The following is a 17,953-nucleotide window of genomic DNA, read 5'->3' as shown; positions in this document are numbered from 1 at the left end:
ACCACAAATACTCATCGGCAGCGCAATTCGTACGGACCCGTTCGAGACCCTACCCGCTTCCTGCCCGATCAGTCCGTCTCGCGGTGTGTGACAAATCTCGGCGCCACTCGCGCCCGGATGTGCAGCCGACGACTGCCCGAACGGGCGTCCGACCGTTCTCACCTGCGACTTCGGCGCCAAGAAGTCTTTTCGACTCAAGGGATCGAGAACTTGACCCGATGGGTACTCATAAAGTGGAATCGATAGCAGGGCGATATGAGCTGATTTGAAGCGAAAGACCACCCGATTGGGCCAGTTGACAACTACGGAGCGCATAAATGGTCGCCGACGCACACCAGCATTCAGGCAGTGCCGAGACGCTCGTCGGTCGCGGCGCGGAGTTGGCACGCATCGTCGATGGTCTCGAATCGGCGAAGCGTGCGACACCCTTCACACTCCTGGTCGAGGGCACGCCCGGCGTCGGCAAGACCGCGTTGCTGGACGTGGCGTGCGAGCTCGCCCGCGAGCGCGGATTCGTCGTCTGGCGTGCGAAGGGCTCGCTGATGGAGCGGGACGTGCCCTTCGCCGTGGCCCAGCAGCTCTTCGAGCACCTGCGCGAGGAGCTGCCGCCTGGCCGGAACGGTGAAAGCACACCTCCCGGGTACGACCTCATCGCCGGGCACCTCACCGCCGAGCGGGATGACGTCGGTGAGCTCGAACTCCAGCGGGCCATCCGGGACCTCTACCGCTTCACGGCCGACTTCGCCCAGCGCGCACCGCTGTGCCTGGTGATCGACGACGTGCAGTGGGCGGACGTCTCGTCGTTGCGCTGGCTGAACTACCTCGTGCACCGCGTCGTCAAGCTCCCGGTCGTCCTGCTGATGACCCGCACACCGGGGATCCAGCCGACCGATCCCCTGCTGATAGCGGAACTGGACATCTACTCCGAGCGCATGAGGCTCGCGTACTTCACCGCGCGCAACATCGCGCAGCTCACCGAGCGGATGCTCGGGCAGACGCCGGACGAGAAGTTCGCGCAGGCCTTCGTCGAGGCCACCGGCGGCTGTCCCACGGTGACGCGGCACATCCTGGGTGTGATGCGGGAAAGATCGGTGCCGCCGGAGGAGAGCGCCGCGAACGACCTGCTGCGCCCCGAATGCGAGAAACTCGGTCAGGTGCTGCTCGCGCGGCTCAACCGCCAGTCACCCGAGCTCGTCGAGCTCGCGAAGGCGATCGCGGCCGTGGAGCCGGCGGACCTGGCCCTGCTGACCGCCGTCGTGGACCTCGACACCGGCGAGGCCGCCGATCGGGTGCGGCAGCTGGAAGGCATGGGCGTGCTCACCCCGGACGGCGGGCTGAAGTTCACGCACGCGGTGCTCAAGAACACGATCACGAGCGCGGTCGGGTACCGGGAACGCGAGCAGCTGCACGCCAAGGCCGCGCGGTTCCTGCACTACACGCGGGCACCCGCGGTCGTCGTGGCACGCCATGTCCTGCACACGCCCGCCCAGTCCGGCGCCTGGGCGGTCGAGGTCCTGCGCGCCGCCGCCGACACCGCGATCGCCGACGGCGATGCCCGCTTCGGTGCCCAACTGCTCGCCAGGGCGCTCGACGAGGACCTCTCCGCCGCGCAGAGGCAGGACCTGCTGCTGCGGCTCGGTCTGGCCGAGACGTACTTCGACCCGCGGATGGCCGTGGCGCACATCGAGGAGGGAATGGTCGGCCTGGACGATCCGCAGGAGATCCTCGCGGCCGCCTGCCGGCTAGCGGAGATCCTCTACTTCGACGGTGCCTACGACAGTGCCAGCGAGGTGCTGCGCCGGGCCATGGAAGAGATCGGGTCCAAGATCCCCGCGGCCGTCGAGTCGATGCGCCTGCTGGAACGGATCACCGTGCCCTCGGGTGACCCGGACGCCCGGCAGGTGGACTTCCGCGAGTTCGACGAGCAGCAGTGGCGCCGCGGTGACGAGCACGGCCGCAGGCTGGCCGGGCTGATCGCCGAGGACACCAGCAACCGGGGCGTCGAGCTGGCCCTGTGCCGCAAGGCCGCGCTCGCGGCGCTGTCCGGCGGCGCGACCTCCGCGATGCAGCACCCGCAACGCCTGTTCGGAGTGATCAACGCCCTGCTGCGCGCCGACGAGGCGGAGCTCGCGATGCGCCACTGCGACGAGGTCCTGCTCGAAGCCCAGCGACAGGGGCTGTCGTTGATCACCATGCTCGGTCACTCGCTCCGGTCGCGGGCGCACCACCACCACGGGTCCTTCGCCGAGGCCGCCGCGGACGCGGAGCTCGCGTTGTCCGCGGCACGGACCGCGAAGCTCGCCCCTGACCACCTGGGACACGTCTACGCCACCGACGCCTGGGTTCGCGCTCAGCTGGCCCTGGGCGACCTCGACGCGGCGAAGAACGCGCTGGCGCCCTATGGGCGCTCCAGACAACTGCCGCAGACCTGGCACCACACCGCCCTGCTGCACGTCAGAGGCGCTGTGCGCATGGAGCTCGGCGACCACGAGGCAGCGCTCGCCGACCAGCTCGAATGCGGTGAGCGGTTCCTGGCCTGGGACCGGCGCAACCCGGCGGTGCGCCCCTGGCGGTCCTTCGCGGCGCTGGCACACCTGCGGCTCGGACAGCCGCAGCCGGCCCTCGACCTCGCGTTGCAGGAGCTGACCCTGGCACGGGAGTGGGGCGCACCGACCGTGATCGGTCGCGCGCTGCTGACGGTGGGCATCGTGACCGGTGGTTCCGCCGCCGCCCCGTGGCTGGCCGAGGCCGACTCGGTGCTGCGCCGGTCGACCGCGCGGATGCTGCACGCACAGGTGCTGCTCGAACTCGCCGCAACGCGGTGGGAGAAGGGACAGCACGACGCCGCCCGGCAGCACCTCGCGGAAGCGCAGGCACTCGGCCGGCAGTGCGGCGTCGCCGTGCAACCGGGACAACGGCTCGCCGGACTGAGCTCCGCCGCCACCTCGCACACACCGGTGCCGCACCACCCCGAACCGACCAACGCCGCGCCACCCGCTCCCCGGCTCAGCGCGCTCACGCTGACGCCGCACGAGTACCGCATCGCCACACTGGCCCTCGAAGGCAACTCCAACGAAGAGATCGCCCGCGAGCTCAACGTCTCGCGGCGCACCGTCGAGTTCCACCTGACCAACATCTACCGCAAGCTCGGCGTGCGCCGCCGCATCCAGCTGTCCTCCGCACTGGCGGGCCTCGTCCCACGCGCATGACCTGAAAGCAGGGTCACCGGGCACCGCTGTGCGGTGCCCGGTCTGCACGTGGGCGCACCGTTCAGGCGCCTGCGGCTTCGGCTCGGCCGCCGCGGCCGAGCCCGCTGCCGACGCGGAGTTCGCGCCGCACGAGGTCCGCAACGCTCCCCCAGTGGTCCACCGGGAAGAAGTGGCCCCCTGGGAACTTCTCCAGCACGAAGGACCCGGTGGTGTGACGCATCCACGCGCTCGCGTCCGGCAGTGGCACGATCGGGTCCTCGGTGCCGGCCAGAGCGGTGATCGGCGCGGTGATCACCGCGGAAGGCCCGCACCGGTAGGACTCGATCGCCCGGTAGTCGTTGCGCACCACGGGCAGCACCATCGCGCGGAGATCGGCGTTGCTCAGCACGCCCGGTTGGACGCCACCCAGCGCCTCGATCACGGCGACCACGTCGTCGTCGGACATGAGGTGCACACCCGCGTTGCGGTGCAGGTGCGGCGCCGCTCGACCGGACGCGAAGAGGTGCGAGACGGGCACCGAGACGGCCTCCAGCCGTCGCGCCACCTCGAACGCCACCACGGCGCCCATGCTGTGCCCGAACAGGGCCAGCGGCCGGCTCTTGTCCAGCACCGCGAACACCTCGTCCGCCAGCACGTGCAGGTCGTCGATCGGCTCGTCGCGGAGCCGGTCGAGGCGGCCGGGGTACTGGACCGCCGACAGCTGGACCTCGCCGTCGAGCTCCATGCGGAGCCGGGTGAACCACCCGGCCGATCCGCCCGCGTACGGAAAGCACACGAGCTGCGGGGCTTCCTCGGACGTGGCGCGGAACTTCCTCACCCAGCGGCCGCCCTGAGCAACGTTCGCCATGATCTCCCTCTTCGGGTCTTGCTGTGGGGTCGACATCGTCGTCGGCGCTGCTCGATCAGCCGCCCAGCAGGCGGCTCAGGTCGTCCTCCGGGGTCAGGTAGCCGCCGGACAACGCGTCCGCCTCACCCGACACCAGTCGCACCAGCATCTCCGATGACTCCTCGGGCGTGGTGAACCGGCCGCTGTCGCGCTGGTCGGCCATCCACGCACCGACGCCGTCGAGGTGGCGGTCACCGGTCTCGCCGGCTTCCAGCTGCTTGCGGGTCAGGCCGAGGTCGACCAGTCCGGGGTGGTAGCTGAGCACCGACACCCCGGTTCCCGCCAGCTCCGGCGCGAGGTTCTCACCGAGCTTGATGGCGGCGGCCTTGGACACCGAGTAGCCGGAGACGTTGGGCCAGCGGTGCTTGCCCGCCGAGCTCACGATGTTGATGACCCGCCCGTGCCCGCGCTCCACCATGCCCGGCAACGCCGCCCGGCAGGCCCGCACGGTCCCGCGCAGGTTCACCTCCACCGTCTGCCACCAGTGGTCCTCGTCGACCTCCCACAGGGGGCCGGCCGGACCGCCGACACCGGCGTTGTTGATCAGCACGTCGACCGCGCCGAACTCCTGCTCCGCCCGCTCGACGGCCCGGGTCAGCGCCGTGCCGTCGGTGACGTCGGCGACCAGCGCCAGGGGCGTTCCGCCGATGGAGTCCGCCAGCTCGTCGAGCGCGGCCTGGTCGCGTCCGGTCAGGACCAGGTTCGCCCCGGCTTCGGCGAGCTCCCTGGCGAAGAGCCGCCCGAGACCGCCGGTCGCACCGGTCAGCAGCACCGTCGTCCCGGCCAGCGACGGACGCTCCACGTCGAGCGGCCGTTCCGCTTCCTGCTCGCCGAGCTGGATGCGCAGGTACTTCGCGAGGGCGCTCGGCGTGGAGTGGTCGAAGATCGCCGTGGGCGGCACCGACCGCCCGGTCGCCTTCTCGACGCGGTTGCGCAGCTCCAGCACCGTGAGCGAGTCGAACCCGATCTCGAAGAACCCGCGGTCGGCCTCCACCTCGTCGGCGCTCGCGAACCCGAGCACACCGGCCACCAGGCTCCGGACGAGGTCACCCAGGAAGGCCTCCTGAGCGCCTTCGTCCTTGCCGGCCAGTTCGCCCGCGATGGACGACACCGGCACCGGCGCCGCTTCCGCCACCGGACGCCGCTTCACGTGCCCGCGCAGCAGCGGGGTCAGCGGCGCCGACTCGCTGTCGACGAGCTGACGGGTGTCCAGCGCGATCGGGGCGAGCATGGGTTCCCTGGTGCGCAACGCGGTGTCGAACGCGGTCAGTGCGTCCTCGGTCGACAGCGGAGTGACGCCGAGGCGGACCAGCCGGCGCAGGTCCGCCTCGTCGAGGTGACCGGACAGCTCGCTGCGTTCGGCCCACAGCCCCCACGCCAGCGACAGCGCGTGCTGCCCGGCGTCGTGCCTGCGCCGTGCGATGGCGTCGATGCAGGCGTTGGCGGCGGCGTAGTTGGCCTGACCGGCCGTGCCCCACCAGGCGGCAGCGGAGGAGCACACGACGAACCAGGTGAGGTCCGCGTCCCTCGTGAGCTCGTCGAGGTGCGTCACGGCGTCCACCTTGGCCGGCAGAACGGCCTCCAGGGCCTCGGCGGTCAGCGACCGGATCGTCGCGTCCCGCGAGGTTCCGGCAGCGTGGATCACACCGGCCAGCGGCCGGTCCGACGGGATCCGCGCGAGGACCCCGGCCAGCTGCTCGCGATCTGCCGCGTCACAGGCCTCCACGGTGACGGAGGCACCCAGCTCACGCAGTTCGGCGGACAGCCGGGCCATGCCGGGTGCGTCGGCACCGCGCCGGCTCAGCAGGACCACGTCCCGAACCCCGTGCTCGCGCACGGCGTGCCGGGTCAGTGCGGAACCGACGACCCCGCCCGCACCGGTGACCAGCAGCGAACCGCCACGCCACTCGGTGGGGGCGGACGGCCCGGCGGCCGCGGCACCGGCCAGCCTCGGCACGCGGACCTGCCCGGCGCGCACGGCGAGCTGCGGCTCGTCGGTGCCGACCAGCTGCCGCCACGCCTTGTCCGACGCGGCCGTGCCGTCGAGGTCGATCAGCTGCAGCACGCCGGGGTGTTCGGTCTGCGCGGAGCGCACCAGACCCCACACCGCCGCGGCGACCGGGTCGCCGTCCACCGCACCTCGGGTGAGCACGACCAGCCGGGCACCGGGCTCGTGGTCGCGCGCCACCCAGCCGCGGACCGAGGCCAGTGCCGCGTCCAGCGCGGTCCGGACCCGCTGCGGCAGCGGCGACGCGGGGTCACCGTTGTCGACGGTCAGCGTCAGGTGCCCGGTTCCCCGTGCCGCGGACAGCCCCTCCGGTGCCTTCCAGTCGATCCGGAACAGCGTCTCCGCCGCCTGGGCGGCGCCGATGACCTGCAGCTGCTCACGCACCACCGGCCGCGCGACGAGCTCTTCGGCGGAGAAGACCGGCATGCCCACGTTGTCCCACGCGGTGACGCTGAACGAGTCCTGTCCCTTGTCGCGCAGGCGAACCCGCAGCGACGCGGCGCCGGGCCCGTGCACCTCGACGCCCGCCCACGAGAACGGCAGGCGCAACGCGTCCACCAGCAGCGGGTGCAACGCCGAGTCCAGCAGCGCGGGGTGCACCAGGTAGTCACCGGCTTCGCCGTGCACGGTCGCGGGCAGGGCAACCTCGGCGAAGACGTCGCCGCCACGACGCCAGGCCCTGCGGACGCCCTGGAAGTCGGGTCCGTAGCCCAGGCCGGCGTCGGCGAGGCGGGGGTAGAGCCCGTCGAGGTCGACCGGCTGCGCGTTCGCGGGCGGCCATTCGGTCAGGTTCTCCCCCGAACCGGGCACGCCGGGAACGAGGCGGCCGGTGGCGTGCGCGGTCCACGGCGCGTCGGCCGAGGCCCGTGAGTGCAGCGCGAGGGCACGGCTGCCGTCGTCCTCGGGCGCGGACACCTCCACCTGCACGTCCAGGGTGCCCTCGGCGGGAAGCACCACCGCGGTGCGGAAGACGAGCTCCGCCACCCTCGGGCAGCCGACCTGCTCACCGGCCCTGGCGGCCATCTCCAGCAGGGCCGTGCCCGGCACCACGGCGGCACCGCCGACGCGGTGGCCACCGGTCCAGGCCGGGCGCGCGGTGGACAACCGTCCGGTGAGGACGGTGGCTCCGCTGCCGGCCAGGGACATCGACGCGGTCAGCAACGGGTGCCCGACCGCACCGAGGCCGGTGCCCGCGACGCTCCCGGTGGCACGCGGGGTGTCGAGCCAGAAGCGCTGCCGCTGGAAGGCGTAGGTCGGCAGCTCCACGTGCGGTCGTGCGCCGCCGCCCAGCACAGCGGACCAGTCGACGGAGATGCCGCGGACGAACAGCTTCGCGACGGTGTCCAGCAGTGCTCGTGGTTCCGGGCGGTCCTTGCGCAGCAGCGGCAGCGGCACGGCCGGTGCGGACACGCTCGCCGACGCCATCGCCGAGAGCACGCTGTCGGGGCCCAGCTCCACGAAGGTGCTGGCGCCACCGGCTTCCAGGGCGCGCACGGCGTCCTGGAACAGGACCGGCTCGCGCACGTGGCGGACCCAGTACTCCGCGGTGGTGAAGTCGCCCGCAGCGGCGGCCTGGCCGGTCAGCGTCGACACCATCGGGATGCTCGGCGCCGAGAACTCGATGCGGGACACGACGTCGCGGAACTCCGCCAGCACCGGCCCCATCAGCGGCGAGTGGAACGCATGGCTGACCCGCAGGGCCTTCGTGCGGTGGCCGCGCGAGCGCAGCTGCTCGGTGATCGCCTGCACCGCGGCGGCGGCACCGGACAGGACGGTGGCCCTGGGCCCGTTGACCGCGGCGATCCCCACCTCGTGCTCACGGCCGGCGAGCAACCCGGTCACCTCGGCGGCGGCCGCCTCCACGGCCACCATGACGCCGCCTTCCGGCAGTGCGCCCATCAGCCTGCCCCGAGCGGCGACCAGCGTCGCGGCGTCGCGCAACGACATGACGCCGGCCACGTGGGCCGCGGCGATCTCGCCGATGGAGTGCCCTGCCACGCGGCCCGGCCGCACTCCCCACGCCTCCAGCAGCCGGAACAGCGCCACCTCGAGCGCGAACAGCGCGGGCTGCGCGTGCTCGGTCCGGTCCAGGCCGTCACCGGTGAAGACCAGGTCGCGCAGGCTGACACCGAGCAGCGGGTCGAGCACCTCGGCCGCGTCGTCGAACGCGACCGCGAACGGCGGGTACGCCTCGTACAGCTCCCGTCCCATGCCGGCGCGCTGGCTGCCCTGACCGGCGAACAGGAAAGCGGTCTCGCCCGCGTGCCTCTCGGCCGTGACGACCAGGTTCGGCGCGTCGTCGCCGTGTGCGGCGGCGGTGAGGCCCGCCAGCAACGAGTCCCGGTCACCGCCCAGGACGACGGCGCGCTGGTCGAACCGCGACCGGTTCGTGAGTGCCGCCGCGACGGCGGCGTCGTCGTGGCCGGGCTCCCGGTCGAGGAAGTCCGCCAGCTTGGCCGCCTGCGCCCGCAGCGCCGCCGGTGTCCTGGCGCTGAGGACCCACGGCGTGACCGCCGCTGCTCGCGGCACCGGCACCGGGGCGGTGGCCTCGGCGGGGTTCTCCTCGGCGGGGCTTTCGAGGATCACGTGGGCGTTCGTGCCGCCGATGCCGAACGACGACACCGCGGCGCGGCGGGTTCCCCCCGGCCACGGGCGTGCCTCCCTCAGCAGCTCGACCGACCCCGAGGTCCAGTCCACGTGCGGGGACGGCTCGCTGACGTGCAGGGTCTTCGGCAGGACGCCGTGCCGCATCGCCATGATCATCTTGATGATCCCGCCTGCGCCCGCCGCGGCCTGGGTGTGGCCGGTGTTGGACTTCAGCGAACCGAGCCACAGCGGGCGGTCGCGGTCCTGTCCGTAGGTGTCCAGCAAGGCCTGCGCCTCGATCGGGTCGCCCAGCGGCGTGCCGGTGCCGTGCGCTTCCACCACGTCCACGTCGGCGGCCGTCAGTCGTGCCTGGGCCAGCGTCTGCTCGATGAGCCGGCGCTGAGCCGGGCCGCTCGGTGCGGTGAGGCCGTTGGAGGCGCCGTCGGAGTTGATCCCGCTGCCGCGGACCACCGCGAGCACCCGGTGCCCGTTGCGCTTCGCGTCGGAGAGCCGTTCCAGCAGGAGCATGCCCGCGCCCTCGGCCCAGCTGGTGCCGCTCGCGTCCGAGGAGAACGCCCGGCACCGCCCGTCGGCGGCGAGTGCGCGCTGGCGGCTGAACTCGACGAACGTGACGGGGGTGGACATCACCGACACACCGCCGGCCAGTGCCATCGAACACTCGCCGTTGCGCAGCGCCTGCGCGGCCAGGTGCAGTGCCACCAGGGAGGACGAGCACGCGGTGTCGACCGACATCGTGGGCCCCTGCAGGCCGAAGACGTAGGAGATGCGGCCGGACGCGACGCTGCCGTGGCTGCCGAGGGTCATCATCCCCTCCATGCCGTCCGGGAGGTCCTGCACGTCGTGGACGCGGGTGGAGTAGTCGTGGAACATCACGCCGGCGTAGACACCGGTGCGGGAACCCTTGACCGACAACGGGTCGATGCCCGCGTTCTCCAGCGCCTCCCACGAGGTCTCCAGCAGCAGCCGCTGCTGCGGGTCCATCGCGAGCGCCTCGCGCGGCGCGATGCCGAAGAACGAGGCGTCGAAGTCGGCGGCGTCGTGCAGGAAACCGCCTTCACGGGTGTAGCTCGTGCCGCGGTGGGTGGGGTCGTCGTGGAAGAGGGTGTCGAGGTCCCAGCCGCGGTTGTCGGGGAACGCCGTGATCCCGTCCGTGCCGGTGGCGACCAGGTCCCACAGCTCCTGCGGCGAGCTGACCCCGCCGGGGTAGCGGGCGGCCATGCCGACGATCACGATCGGGTCGTCCTCACCCACTTCGGGTTCGGGTTCTGCTCGCTGGACCGCCTGGGTCACAGTGGTGTCCTTCTCGGTCGAGAGTTCTTCCACCAGGTGTTCGACCACGTCCAGCGCGCTGGGCCGGTCGAACAGCAGGGTGGTCGGCAGGCTCAGGCCCGTGGCGTCGCTGAGCTCGTAGCGCAGTTCCAGTGCGGCCAGCGAGTCCATCCCCAGCGCGGAGAACGGCTGCTCCACCTGGTCGTCCCGCAGCTGGGCGTACCCCAGCACGGAGGCGGCGCTGGTGCGGACCAGCCGGGTCAGCTCCGCCCGCAGCTCGTCCGCGGTCAGCTGGTCGAACGCGCCGCCGGAGGTCTCCTGCGCGGTCACGGCCGGTTCGGCCACGACCGGTGTGCGGACGAGGTCGGCCAGCAGGGGCACGGGCTGCCCGGTGACGGAGCGGACGTCCAGGCGGACGGGCGCCAGCACCGGCTCCGTCGAGCGCAGTGCGCCGTCGAACGCGGCGACGGCATCCTTTGTGGACAGTGGTGCGATGCCGGCCCTGGCCATGCGCTGGAGGTCGGCGTCACCGAGGTGCCCGGAGAGCTCACTGCGCTCCTCCCACAGCCCCCAGGCCAGTGCCAGTGCCGGGAACCCGGCGGCGGCGCGGTCGCGGACGATCGCGTCGAGGCAGGCGTTCGCGGCGGCGTAGTTGGCCTGGCCGGCGGTGCCCCACCAGCCGGCGACCGAGGAGCAGACGACGAACCAGTCGAGGTCCAGTCCCCTGGTCAGCTCGTCCAGGTGGCTGACGGCGTCCACCTTGGACGCGAGGACGGCGTCGACGCCGTCGGTGGTGAGCGCCTCGATGACGGTGTCGGCCACCGTTCCGGCCGCGTGGACGACGCCGCGCAGGTCCGGGACGCGCGCCAGCAGACCTTCCACTTGCGAGCGCTTCGCCACGTCACAGGCCTCGACCGTGACCGAGACGCCCATGGACCGCAGCTCCCCGGCCAGCCGCGCGACACCGGCGGCCCGTTCGCCGCGACGGCTGACCAGGACGACGTCGCTGATCCCGCGGGTGGTCACGGCGTGCAGCGTCAGTGCCGAACCGACGACTCCGCCCGCACCGGTGACGAGCAGCGTTCCCCTGTCCCACCTGATGTCCGGGGCGGCGGGCGCGGCGGTGTGGCGCACGAGGCGCGGCACCAGCGCGGTGCCTTCCCTCACGGAGACCTGCGGGTCGGGTGAACCGGCCAGTGACGGCACCAGCGCGTCGGAGGCGGCACTGCCGTCGACCTCGATCAGCTGGAAGCGGCCGGGGTGCTCGGTCTGCGCCGAACGCACGAGCCCTTGCACGGCAGCGCCGACCGGGTCGGAACCGGTGACGATGCTGAGGCATCCGCCCTGCTCGCCGGACAACCAGTCCTGCACGGTGGTCAGCGCCCAGGCCAGTCCCGCGCGCACCCGGTGCGGCAGCGGGCCTCCGGACCCGACCGGCAGCCGCCGCGTGGTGCCCGGGGTGGGAGCCACGACGGTGGTGGGCCGCCATTCCACGCGGTACAGCGAATCGGCTGCCACGGCGTCACGCAGCTGGGCGTCGGACACCGGCCGCAGCACGACCGAGTCGGCGTCGAGGACGGGGTTGCCCTCACCGTCCCAGGCGGCCAGCCGGACGGTGTCGGGACCGAGCCCGGTCAGCCGGGTCCTCAGCAGCGACGCCCCGGCCGCGTGGAGGCGGGTGCCCGTCCAGGAGAACGGCAGTCGCGCCGTTCCCCCGTCGGGCAACAGCTCACCGGCCGCCAGTGGTTGCAGGACGGCGTCCAGCAGTGCCGGGTGCAGCAGGTGGTCGTTCCTCGTCTCGGGCAGCCGGACCTCGGCGAAGAGCTCGCCGTCGCCGCGCCACAGGCGCCGCACGCCCTGGAAGACGGGACCGTAGTGCAGGTTCCGCTCGGCCAGTGCGGCGTAGAACCCGGCCAGGTCGACCGGCTCGCAGCCGACCGGCGGCCACTGCACCGGGGCGGGCCCGGTGCCGGTGGCGGCGTCGACCTGGCCGGTGACGTGGAGGGTCCACTCCCCCTGCCCCGCGAGGCGTGACACCGTCCGCAGGGCACCGTCCGCCGACACGCGGACCTGGACGTCCAGCGCGTCACCGGCGGGAACGACCATCGGCGCGATCAGCAGCAGTTCGGTGACGGCGGGCCGGCCGACGTGCGCACCGGCGCGGGCGGCGAGTTCGAGCAGCGCCGTTCCGGGAACGACCACCGCTCCGCCGACCCGGTGCTCGGCGAGCCACGGCAGCTCGGCCGGGTCGAGCCTGCCGGTCAGCACCGTGGTGCCGTCGACGGACAGCGCCGCCCTGAGCACCGGGTGTGCGACGGCGTCGAGCCCGGCGGAGGCGAGATCCGCGGCCTTGGCGACCGGGTCGAGCCAGAAGCGCTCGTGCTGGAACGCGTAGGTCGGCAGCTCCGTGCGGCGGGCGCCGGTGCCGGCGAAGAACGCCGTCCAGTCGACGGTGACACCGGCGGTGTGCAGCCGTGCCAGTGCGGACACCAGCGTGCCGGCTTCCGGCCTGCCCTTGCGCAGGGCGGGCAGGACGAGCTGGTCGGTGTCGGACAGGCAGTTCTGCGCCATCGCCGCGAGCACGCCGTCCGGGCCGATCTCGACCAGCCGCGTCACGCCCTGCTCGCGCAGGTGGCGGACGCCGTCGTGGAAGAGCACCGCGTCGCGGACGTGCCGCACCCAGTGCTCGGGCGAGCGGAGCTGCTCGGCCGTCGCGAGGGTGCCGGTCAGGTTCGACACCAGCGGGATCACCGGCGCCGCGTAGGTGATCCGCGCGGCGACGCGGCGGAACTCCTCCAGCACCGGTTCCACCAGCGGCGAGTGGAACGCGTGGCTCACGGTGAGCCGCTTGGTCTTGCGTCCGCGTTCCGCCCACCGCGCGGCCAGCGCGAGGACGTCGTCCTCCGCACCGGACACCACGACCGCGTCGGGTCCGTTGACCGCGGCCAGGCCCACGCGGGAGGTCAGCTGCGGGCGCACCTCGTCCGCGGTGGCCTGCACGGAGACCATCGCGCCGCCAGGGGGCAGCGCCTGCATCAACCGGCCGCGCGCGGCGACCAGTTCCGCCGCTCCCGCCAGGGTCAGCACGCCGGAGACGTGCGCCGCCGCGATCTCACCGATCGAGTGGCCGGTCACGAAGTCCGGCTCGACACCCCACGAGCGCACGAGGCGGTACAGCGCGACCTCGACGGCGAACAGCGCGGGCTGGGTGTACTCGGTCCGGTCCAGCACGGCGGCGTCGTCGCCCCACATGACCTCGCGCACCGGCTTGGTCAGGTGCCGGTCGAGCTCGTCGGCAACCTCGTCCAGTGCCGCGGCGAAGACCGGGTAGGTGGTGTACAGCTCCCGGCCCATGCCCAGGCGTTGGGCACCCTGGCCGGTGAACAGGAAGGCGACGGGCTCGTCGAGCCGGGCGTGGTCGCGGGCTCCGCGGCCCTCGCACAGCTCGCGCAGCCCCGCCGTGTCCGTGGCGAGCACCGCGGCACGGTGGTCGAAGTCGCTGCGACCGGTGGCCAGGGTGAACGCGATGTCGGCCGGGTCGAGCCCGGGGTGCTCGGCGAGGTGGTCGCGCAGCCTTCGCGCCTGTGCGCTCAACGCCTGCGGCGTCTTGGCGCTCAGCAGGAACGGGACCTGCCGCTCCTCCCGCGCCCGCTGCTGCGGCTGCGGCCGGTGTTCGAGGACGACGTGCGCGTTGGTGCCGCTGATGCCGAACGACGACACCGCCGCCCGCCGGGTGCCTTCCGGCCACGGCCGTGCTTCGGTCAGCAGCTCGACCGCCCCGGACGCCCAGTCGACGTGCGGCGAGGGCTCGTCGACGTGCAGGGTCTTCGGCAGGACGCCGTGCCGCATGGCCATGACCATCTTGATCACGCCCGCGACGCCGGCCGCGGCCTGGGTGTGGCCGAGGTTGGACTTGAGCGAGCCGAGCCACAGCGGGCGGTCGCGGTCCTGGCCGTAGGTGGCGATGATCGCCTGGGCCTCGATCGGGTCGCCCAGCGACGTGCCCGTGCCGTGCGCCTCCACGGCGTCCACATCGGACGCCGAGAGCCCGGCGTCGGCCAGCGCCTTGCGGATCACCCGCTGCTGCGAGGGCCCGTTCGGCGCGGTCAGGCCGTTGGACGCACCGTCCTGGTTCACCGCGGTGCCCCGGACGACGGCGTGGACGGTGTGGCCGTGGCGCAGCGCGTCGGACAGCCGCTCCACCACCAGCACGCCGACGCCCTCCGACCAGCCGGTGCCGTCGGCGGCCGCGGAGAACGCCTTGCACCGGCCGTCCCGTGCGAGACCGCGCTGGCGGCTGAACTCGGCGAACATGCCGGGCGTGCTCATCACCGTCACGCCACCGGCGAGGGCGAGCGAGCACTCCCCGCGCCGCAGCGCCTCGACGGCGAGGTCCAGCGCGACCAGGGACGAGGAGCAGGCCGTGTCGACCGACAGCGCGGGGCCTTCGAGGCCGAGCACGTAGGCGATCCGGCCGGAGACGACGCTTCCGGCGAGACCGGTGAGGAGGTGCCCGGCCACGGCGTCCGGGCTTTCGTGCAGCCTGGTGCCGTAGTCACCGGCCATGGCCCCGACGAAGACGCCGGTGTCGGTGCCGCGCAGCAGTTCGGGGTCGATCGCGGCCTGTTCGAGCGCCTCCCAGGAGACTTCGAGCAGGAGCCGTTGCTGCGGGTCCATGGCGAGCGCTTCACGGGGCGACACACCGAAGAACTCGGCGTCGAAGTCCGGGGCGTCGTGCAGGAACCCACCCGTGCGGGCGACTTCGGCGCTTCCCGCGAACAGGTCGCGGACGTCCCAGCCGCGGTCGGACGGGTACGGCCCGATGGCGTCGGCCTCCGCGGTGACGAACCGCCAGAGGTCCTCCGGTGAGCGGATGTCACCGGGGAACCGGCAGCCCATGCCCACGATGACGATCGGGTCGTCCTCCGGCTTCTCCTCGGCCGCGGTGACCCGTTCCAGCGCGGCGGGAGCCTGCCGGGTGCCGCCGGGGAGGAGCCGGTCGACCTCGGCCGCGAGCGCCGCGGGTGTCGGGAAGTCGAACGCGACGCCGGCGGGCAGCCGCAGCGACGCGGCCGCGTTGATCCGGTTGCGCAGCTCGACGGCCATGATGGAGTCGAAACCCAGCCGCTTGAACGGTTCCCGCACGCTGACCGCGTTCGGGGTCGTGCGCAGCACGGCGGCGGCGTGGGCGCGGACGAGGTCGATCCCGTGCAGCACCGGTCCCGTGTCGATCGCTACCTCGTTCTTGTCACCGATCCAGAACCGCTGCCGCTGGAAGGGGTAGGTCGGCAGGTCGGCGGCACGGACGCGCGTGCGCACCGGCGGCACCACGGCGGACCAGTCGACGTCGATCCCGCCGGTGAAGGCTTCCGCGACCGAGGTGAGGAAGCGGCGCAGGTCGCCCTCGTCGCGGCGGAGCGAGCCGACGACGACCGCGTCGTCGACGTCCGCGGCGGTCACCGTGTCCTCGACGGCGGCGACGAGAACGGGGTGCGAGCTGACTTCGACGAAGTGGCGGAAGCCCTGTGCCAGCAGCGCTTCGGTGGCCTCACCGAAGCGGACGGGCGCTCGCAGGTTGTGCGCCCAGTACGCGGCGTCCAGCCGGTCAGCCCAGGCGCAGTCCGCGGTGGAGAAGAACGGCGTGCTGCCCTGCTGCGGCCGGATCTCGGCGAGGGCCTCGACGATCTGCCGGCGCACGGAGTCGACGTGCGGGCTGTGCGAGGCGTAGTCCACGGCGATCCGCCGCGCCCGCAGGCCCTCCTCCTTCCACTGCGCCACCAGGGCGTCGACCGTGTCCTGGTCTCCGGAGACGACGGTCGAGCGCACGCTGTTGACCACCGCGACCTCGACGCCGGGATGGCCGGCCAGGCGCGAGCGGACCTCGTCTGCGGGCAGGTCGACCGACGCCATCGCGCCGTGCCCGGCCAGCTCGGCGGCGATGATCTTGCTGCGCAGGGCGACGACGGTCGCGGCGTCGTCGAGATCGAGCTTCCCGGAGACCACCGCGGCGGCGATCTCGCCCTGGGAGTGCCCCAGCACGGCGGCGGGCCGGACGCCGGCCGACGCCCACAGCCGGGCCAGCGACACCATCACGGCCCAGGACGCGGGCTGCACCACGTCGACGCGGTCGAGGCCGTCGCCGGTGCGCAGGACCTCGGTCAGGGACCAGCTCACGTGCGGTGCCAGTGCCTCCTCGCAGGCGGTGACGGAGTCCGCGAACACCGCGGAGACGTCGAGGAGATCACGTCCCATCCCCACCCACTGCGCGCCCTGTCCCGGGAAGACGAGGACGGGACCGGCGTCCGCCTTCTCGCTGTGGCCCAGGACGACGCCCGCGCCGGGGACGCCCTGCTCGATCCCGGCGAGACCGGAGTCGAGCTCATCGGCGGTGGCGGCGAGCACGACGGCACGGTGGTCGAAGAGCGTGCGCTGGGTGAGCAGCGCACGGGCGAGGCCGGCGCGGTCGAGGTCGCGGCCCCGCAGGTTCCGGGCCTGAGCGCGCAACGCCTCGGGCGTCTTCGCGCTGAGCACGAACGGCAGGGTCGCCTCGACGTGCTCCGGGGTGCCCTCGTCCTCTTCGGACTCAGGCGGTCCGGAAAGGACGACGTGGCAGTTCGCCCCGCCCATGCCGAAGGAGCTGACGCCGGCCAGCCGGGGCTCGGCGCTCCAGTCCGCGGTCTCGGTCTGCACCCTGATGCCCAGCTCGCCGAACGCGATGTCCGGGTTCGGCTCGGTGAAGTTGAGGCTGGGCGGAACCTGTCCCCTGCTGATCGAGAGCACCGTCTTGAGCAGCCCCGCGATGCCGGCCGCTCCTTCGAGGTGGCCGATGTTGGTCTTGACCGAGCCCACGCGCAGCGCGTCGGCCGGAGCGCGGCCGGCACCGAGCACCCGGCCCAGCGCCGACGCCTCGACCGGGTCGCCCACCCTGGTGCCGGTGCCGTGCAGCTCCACGTACTGCACCCGATGCGGGTCGACGTCCGCCGCGCGGTAGGCCGCGCGGAGGACCTCCGCCTGCGCGGTGGCGTCCGGGGTGGTGAGGCCGTCGCTCGCGCCGTCGTTGTTGACCGCGCTGCCGCGGATCACGCAGAGGACGTCGTCCTGGTCGGCCAGCGCCTTCGCGAGCGGCTTGAGGACGACCACGCCACCGCCCTCGCCGCGCACGTACCCGTTCGCCCTGGCGTCGAAGGTGTGGCAGCGCCCGTCCGGGGAAAGACCACCGAACTTGGCCGCACCGACGGTGCTCTCCGGTGCGAGGTTGAGGTGCACGCCACCGGCCAGCGCGACCTCGCACTCACCGGTGCGGATGCTCTGCGCGGCGAGGTGCACCGCGACGAGCGCGGACGACTGGGCGGAGTCGACGGTGAAGCTGGGGCCCCGCACCCCGAGGGTGTAGGAGATGCGGTTGGCGATGAGACCACGGCTGAGACCGGTGACCGTGTGGTGCCCGACCCCTTCGATCCCCTCGCGCTGCGCGAGCGTGGCGTAGTCGGATCCGAACGCACCCATGAACACGCCGACGGCGTGCTCGCGCAGGGCAGCCGGGACCACGCCGGAGTTCTCCAGCGCTTCCCAGGCCAGCTCCAGCGCGAGCCGTTGCTGCGGGTCCATGTCCGTGGCTTCACGCGGGGAGATGCCGAAGAACGCCGCGTCGAAGCGGTCGACCTCGTCGAGGTAGCCGCCCCAGCGCGAGTTCGCCCTGCCGGGCTTCGACAGGTCGGCGTCGTACAGGGCGTTCGCGTCCCACCGCGTGGCCGGCGTCTCGGTGACGGCGCTCGCACCCGTGACGAGCAGTTCCCAGAAGGCGTCCGGGTTCGCCGCCCCGGGAAGGCGGCAGGACAGGCCGATGACGGCGATTCCATCCCGCGCGGTGGCAGCAGCGTGGTCGGGCGTGGTCATGTGCGACTGAGTTCCTTCGATTGGTGACGACGGCGCGCGGAGGTGGTGCTTTCTCGCGGTACCAAGGGGTTCACCGTT

The 17,953-nt window shown here is 72.9% G+C and carries 3 protein-coding genes; 1 reads left to right on the top strand and 2 read right to left on the bottom strand.

Going from position 1 to position 17,953, the window contains the following annotated elements:
• Positions 1-317 precede the first annotated feature (317 nt).
• Positions 318-3,209, top strand: a complete 2,892-nt coding sequence (locus ACZ7CF_RS40060) for a helix-turn-helix transcriptional regulator (protein ID WP_470372297.1) — start codon at positions 318-320, stop codon at positions 3,207-3,209.
• 61 nt (positions 3,210-3,270) lie between these two features.
• Here the strand turns inward: ACZ7CF_RS40060 and ACZ7CF_RS40055 are convergent, their stop codons facing one another.
• Both ACZ7CF_RS40055 and ACZ7CF_RS40050 read right to left on the bottom strand, forming a co-directional pair.
• Positions 3,271-4,056, bottom strand: coding sequence for a thioesterase II family protein (locus tag ACZ7CF_RS40055; protein WP_470372296.1), 786 nt, complete (start codon positions 4,054-4,056; stop codon positions 3,271-3,273).
• A gap of 55 nt (positions 4,057-4,111) precedes the next feature.
• Entirely contained in the window at positions 4,112-17,875 is a 13,764-nt protein-coding gene (locus ACZ7CF_RS40050) for an SDR family NAD(P)-dependent oxidoreductase (protein WP_470372295.1), read from the bottom strand.
• Between the last annotated feature and the right edge of the window lie 78 nt (positions 17,876-17,953).

The sequence above is a fragment of the Lentzea sp. NPDC036955 genome (genome assembly GCF_055608005.1).
This window is presented reverse-complemented; position numbering and strand designations above follow the sequence as displayed.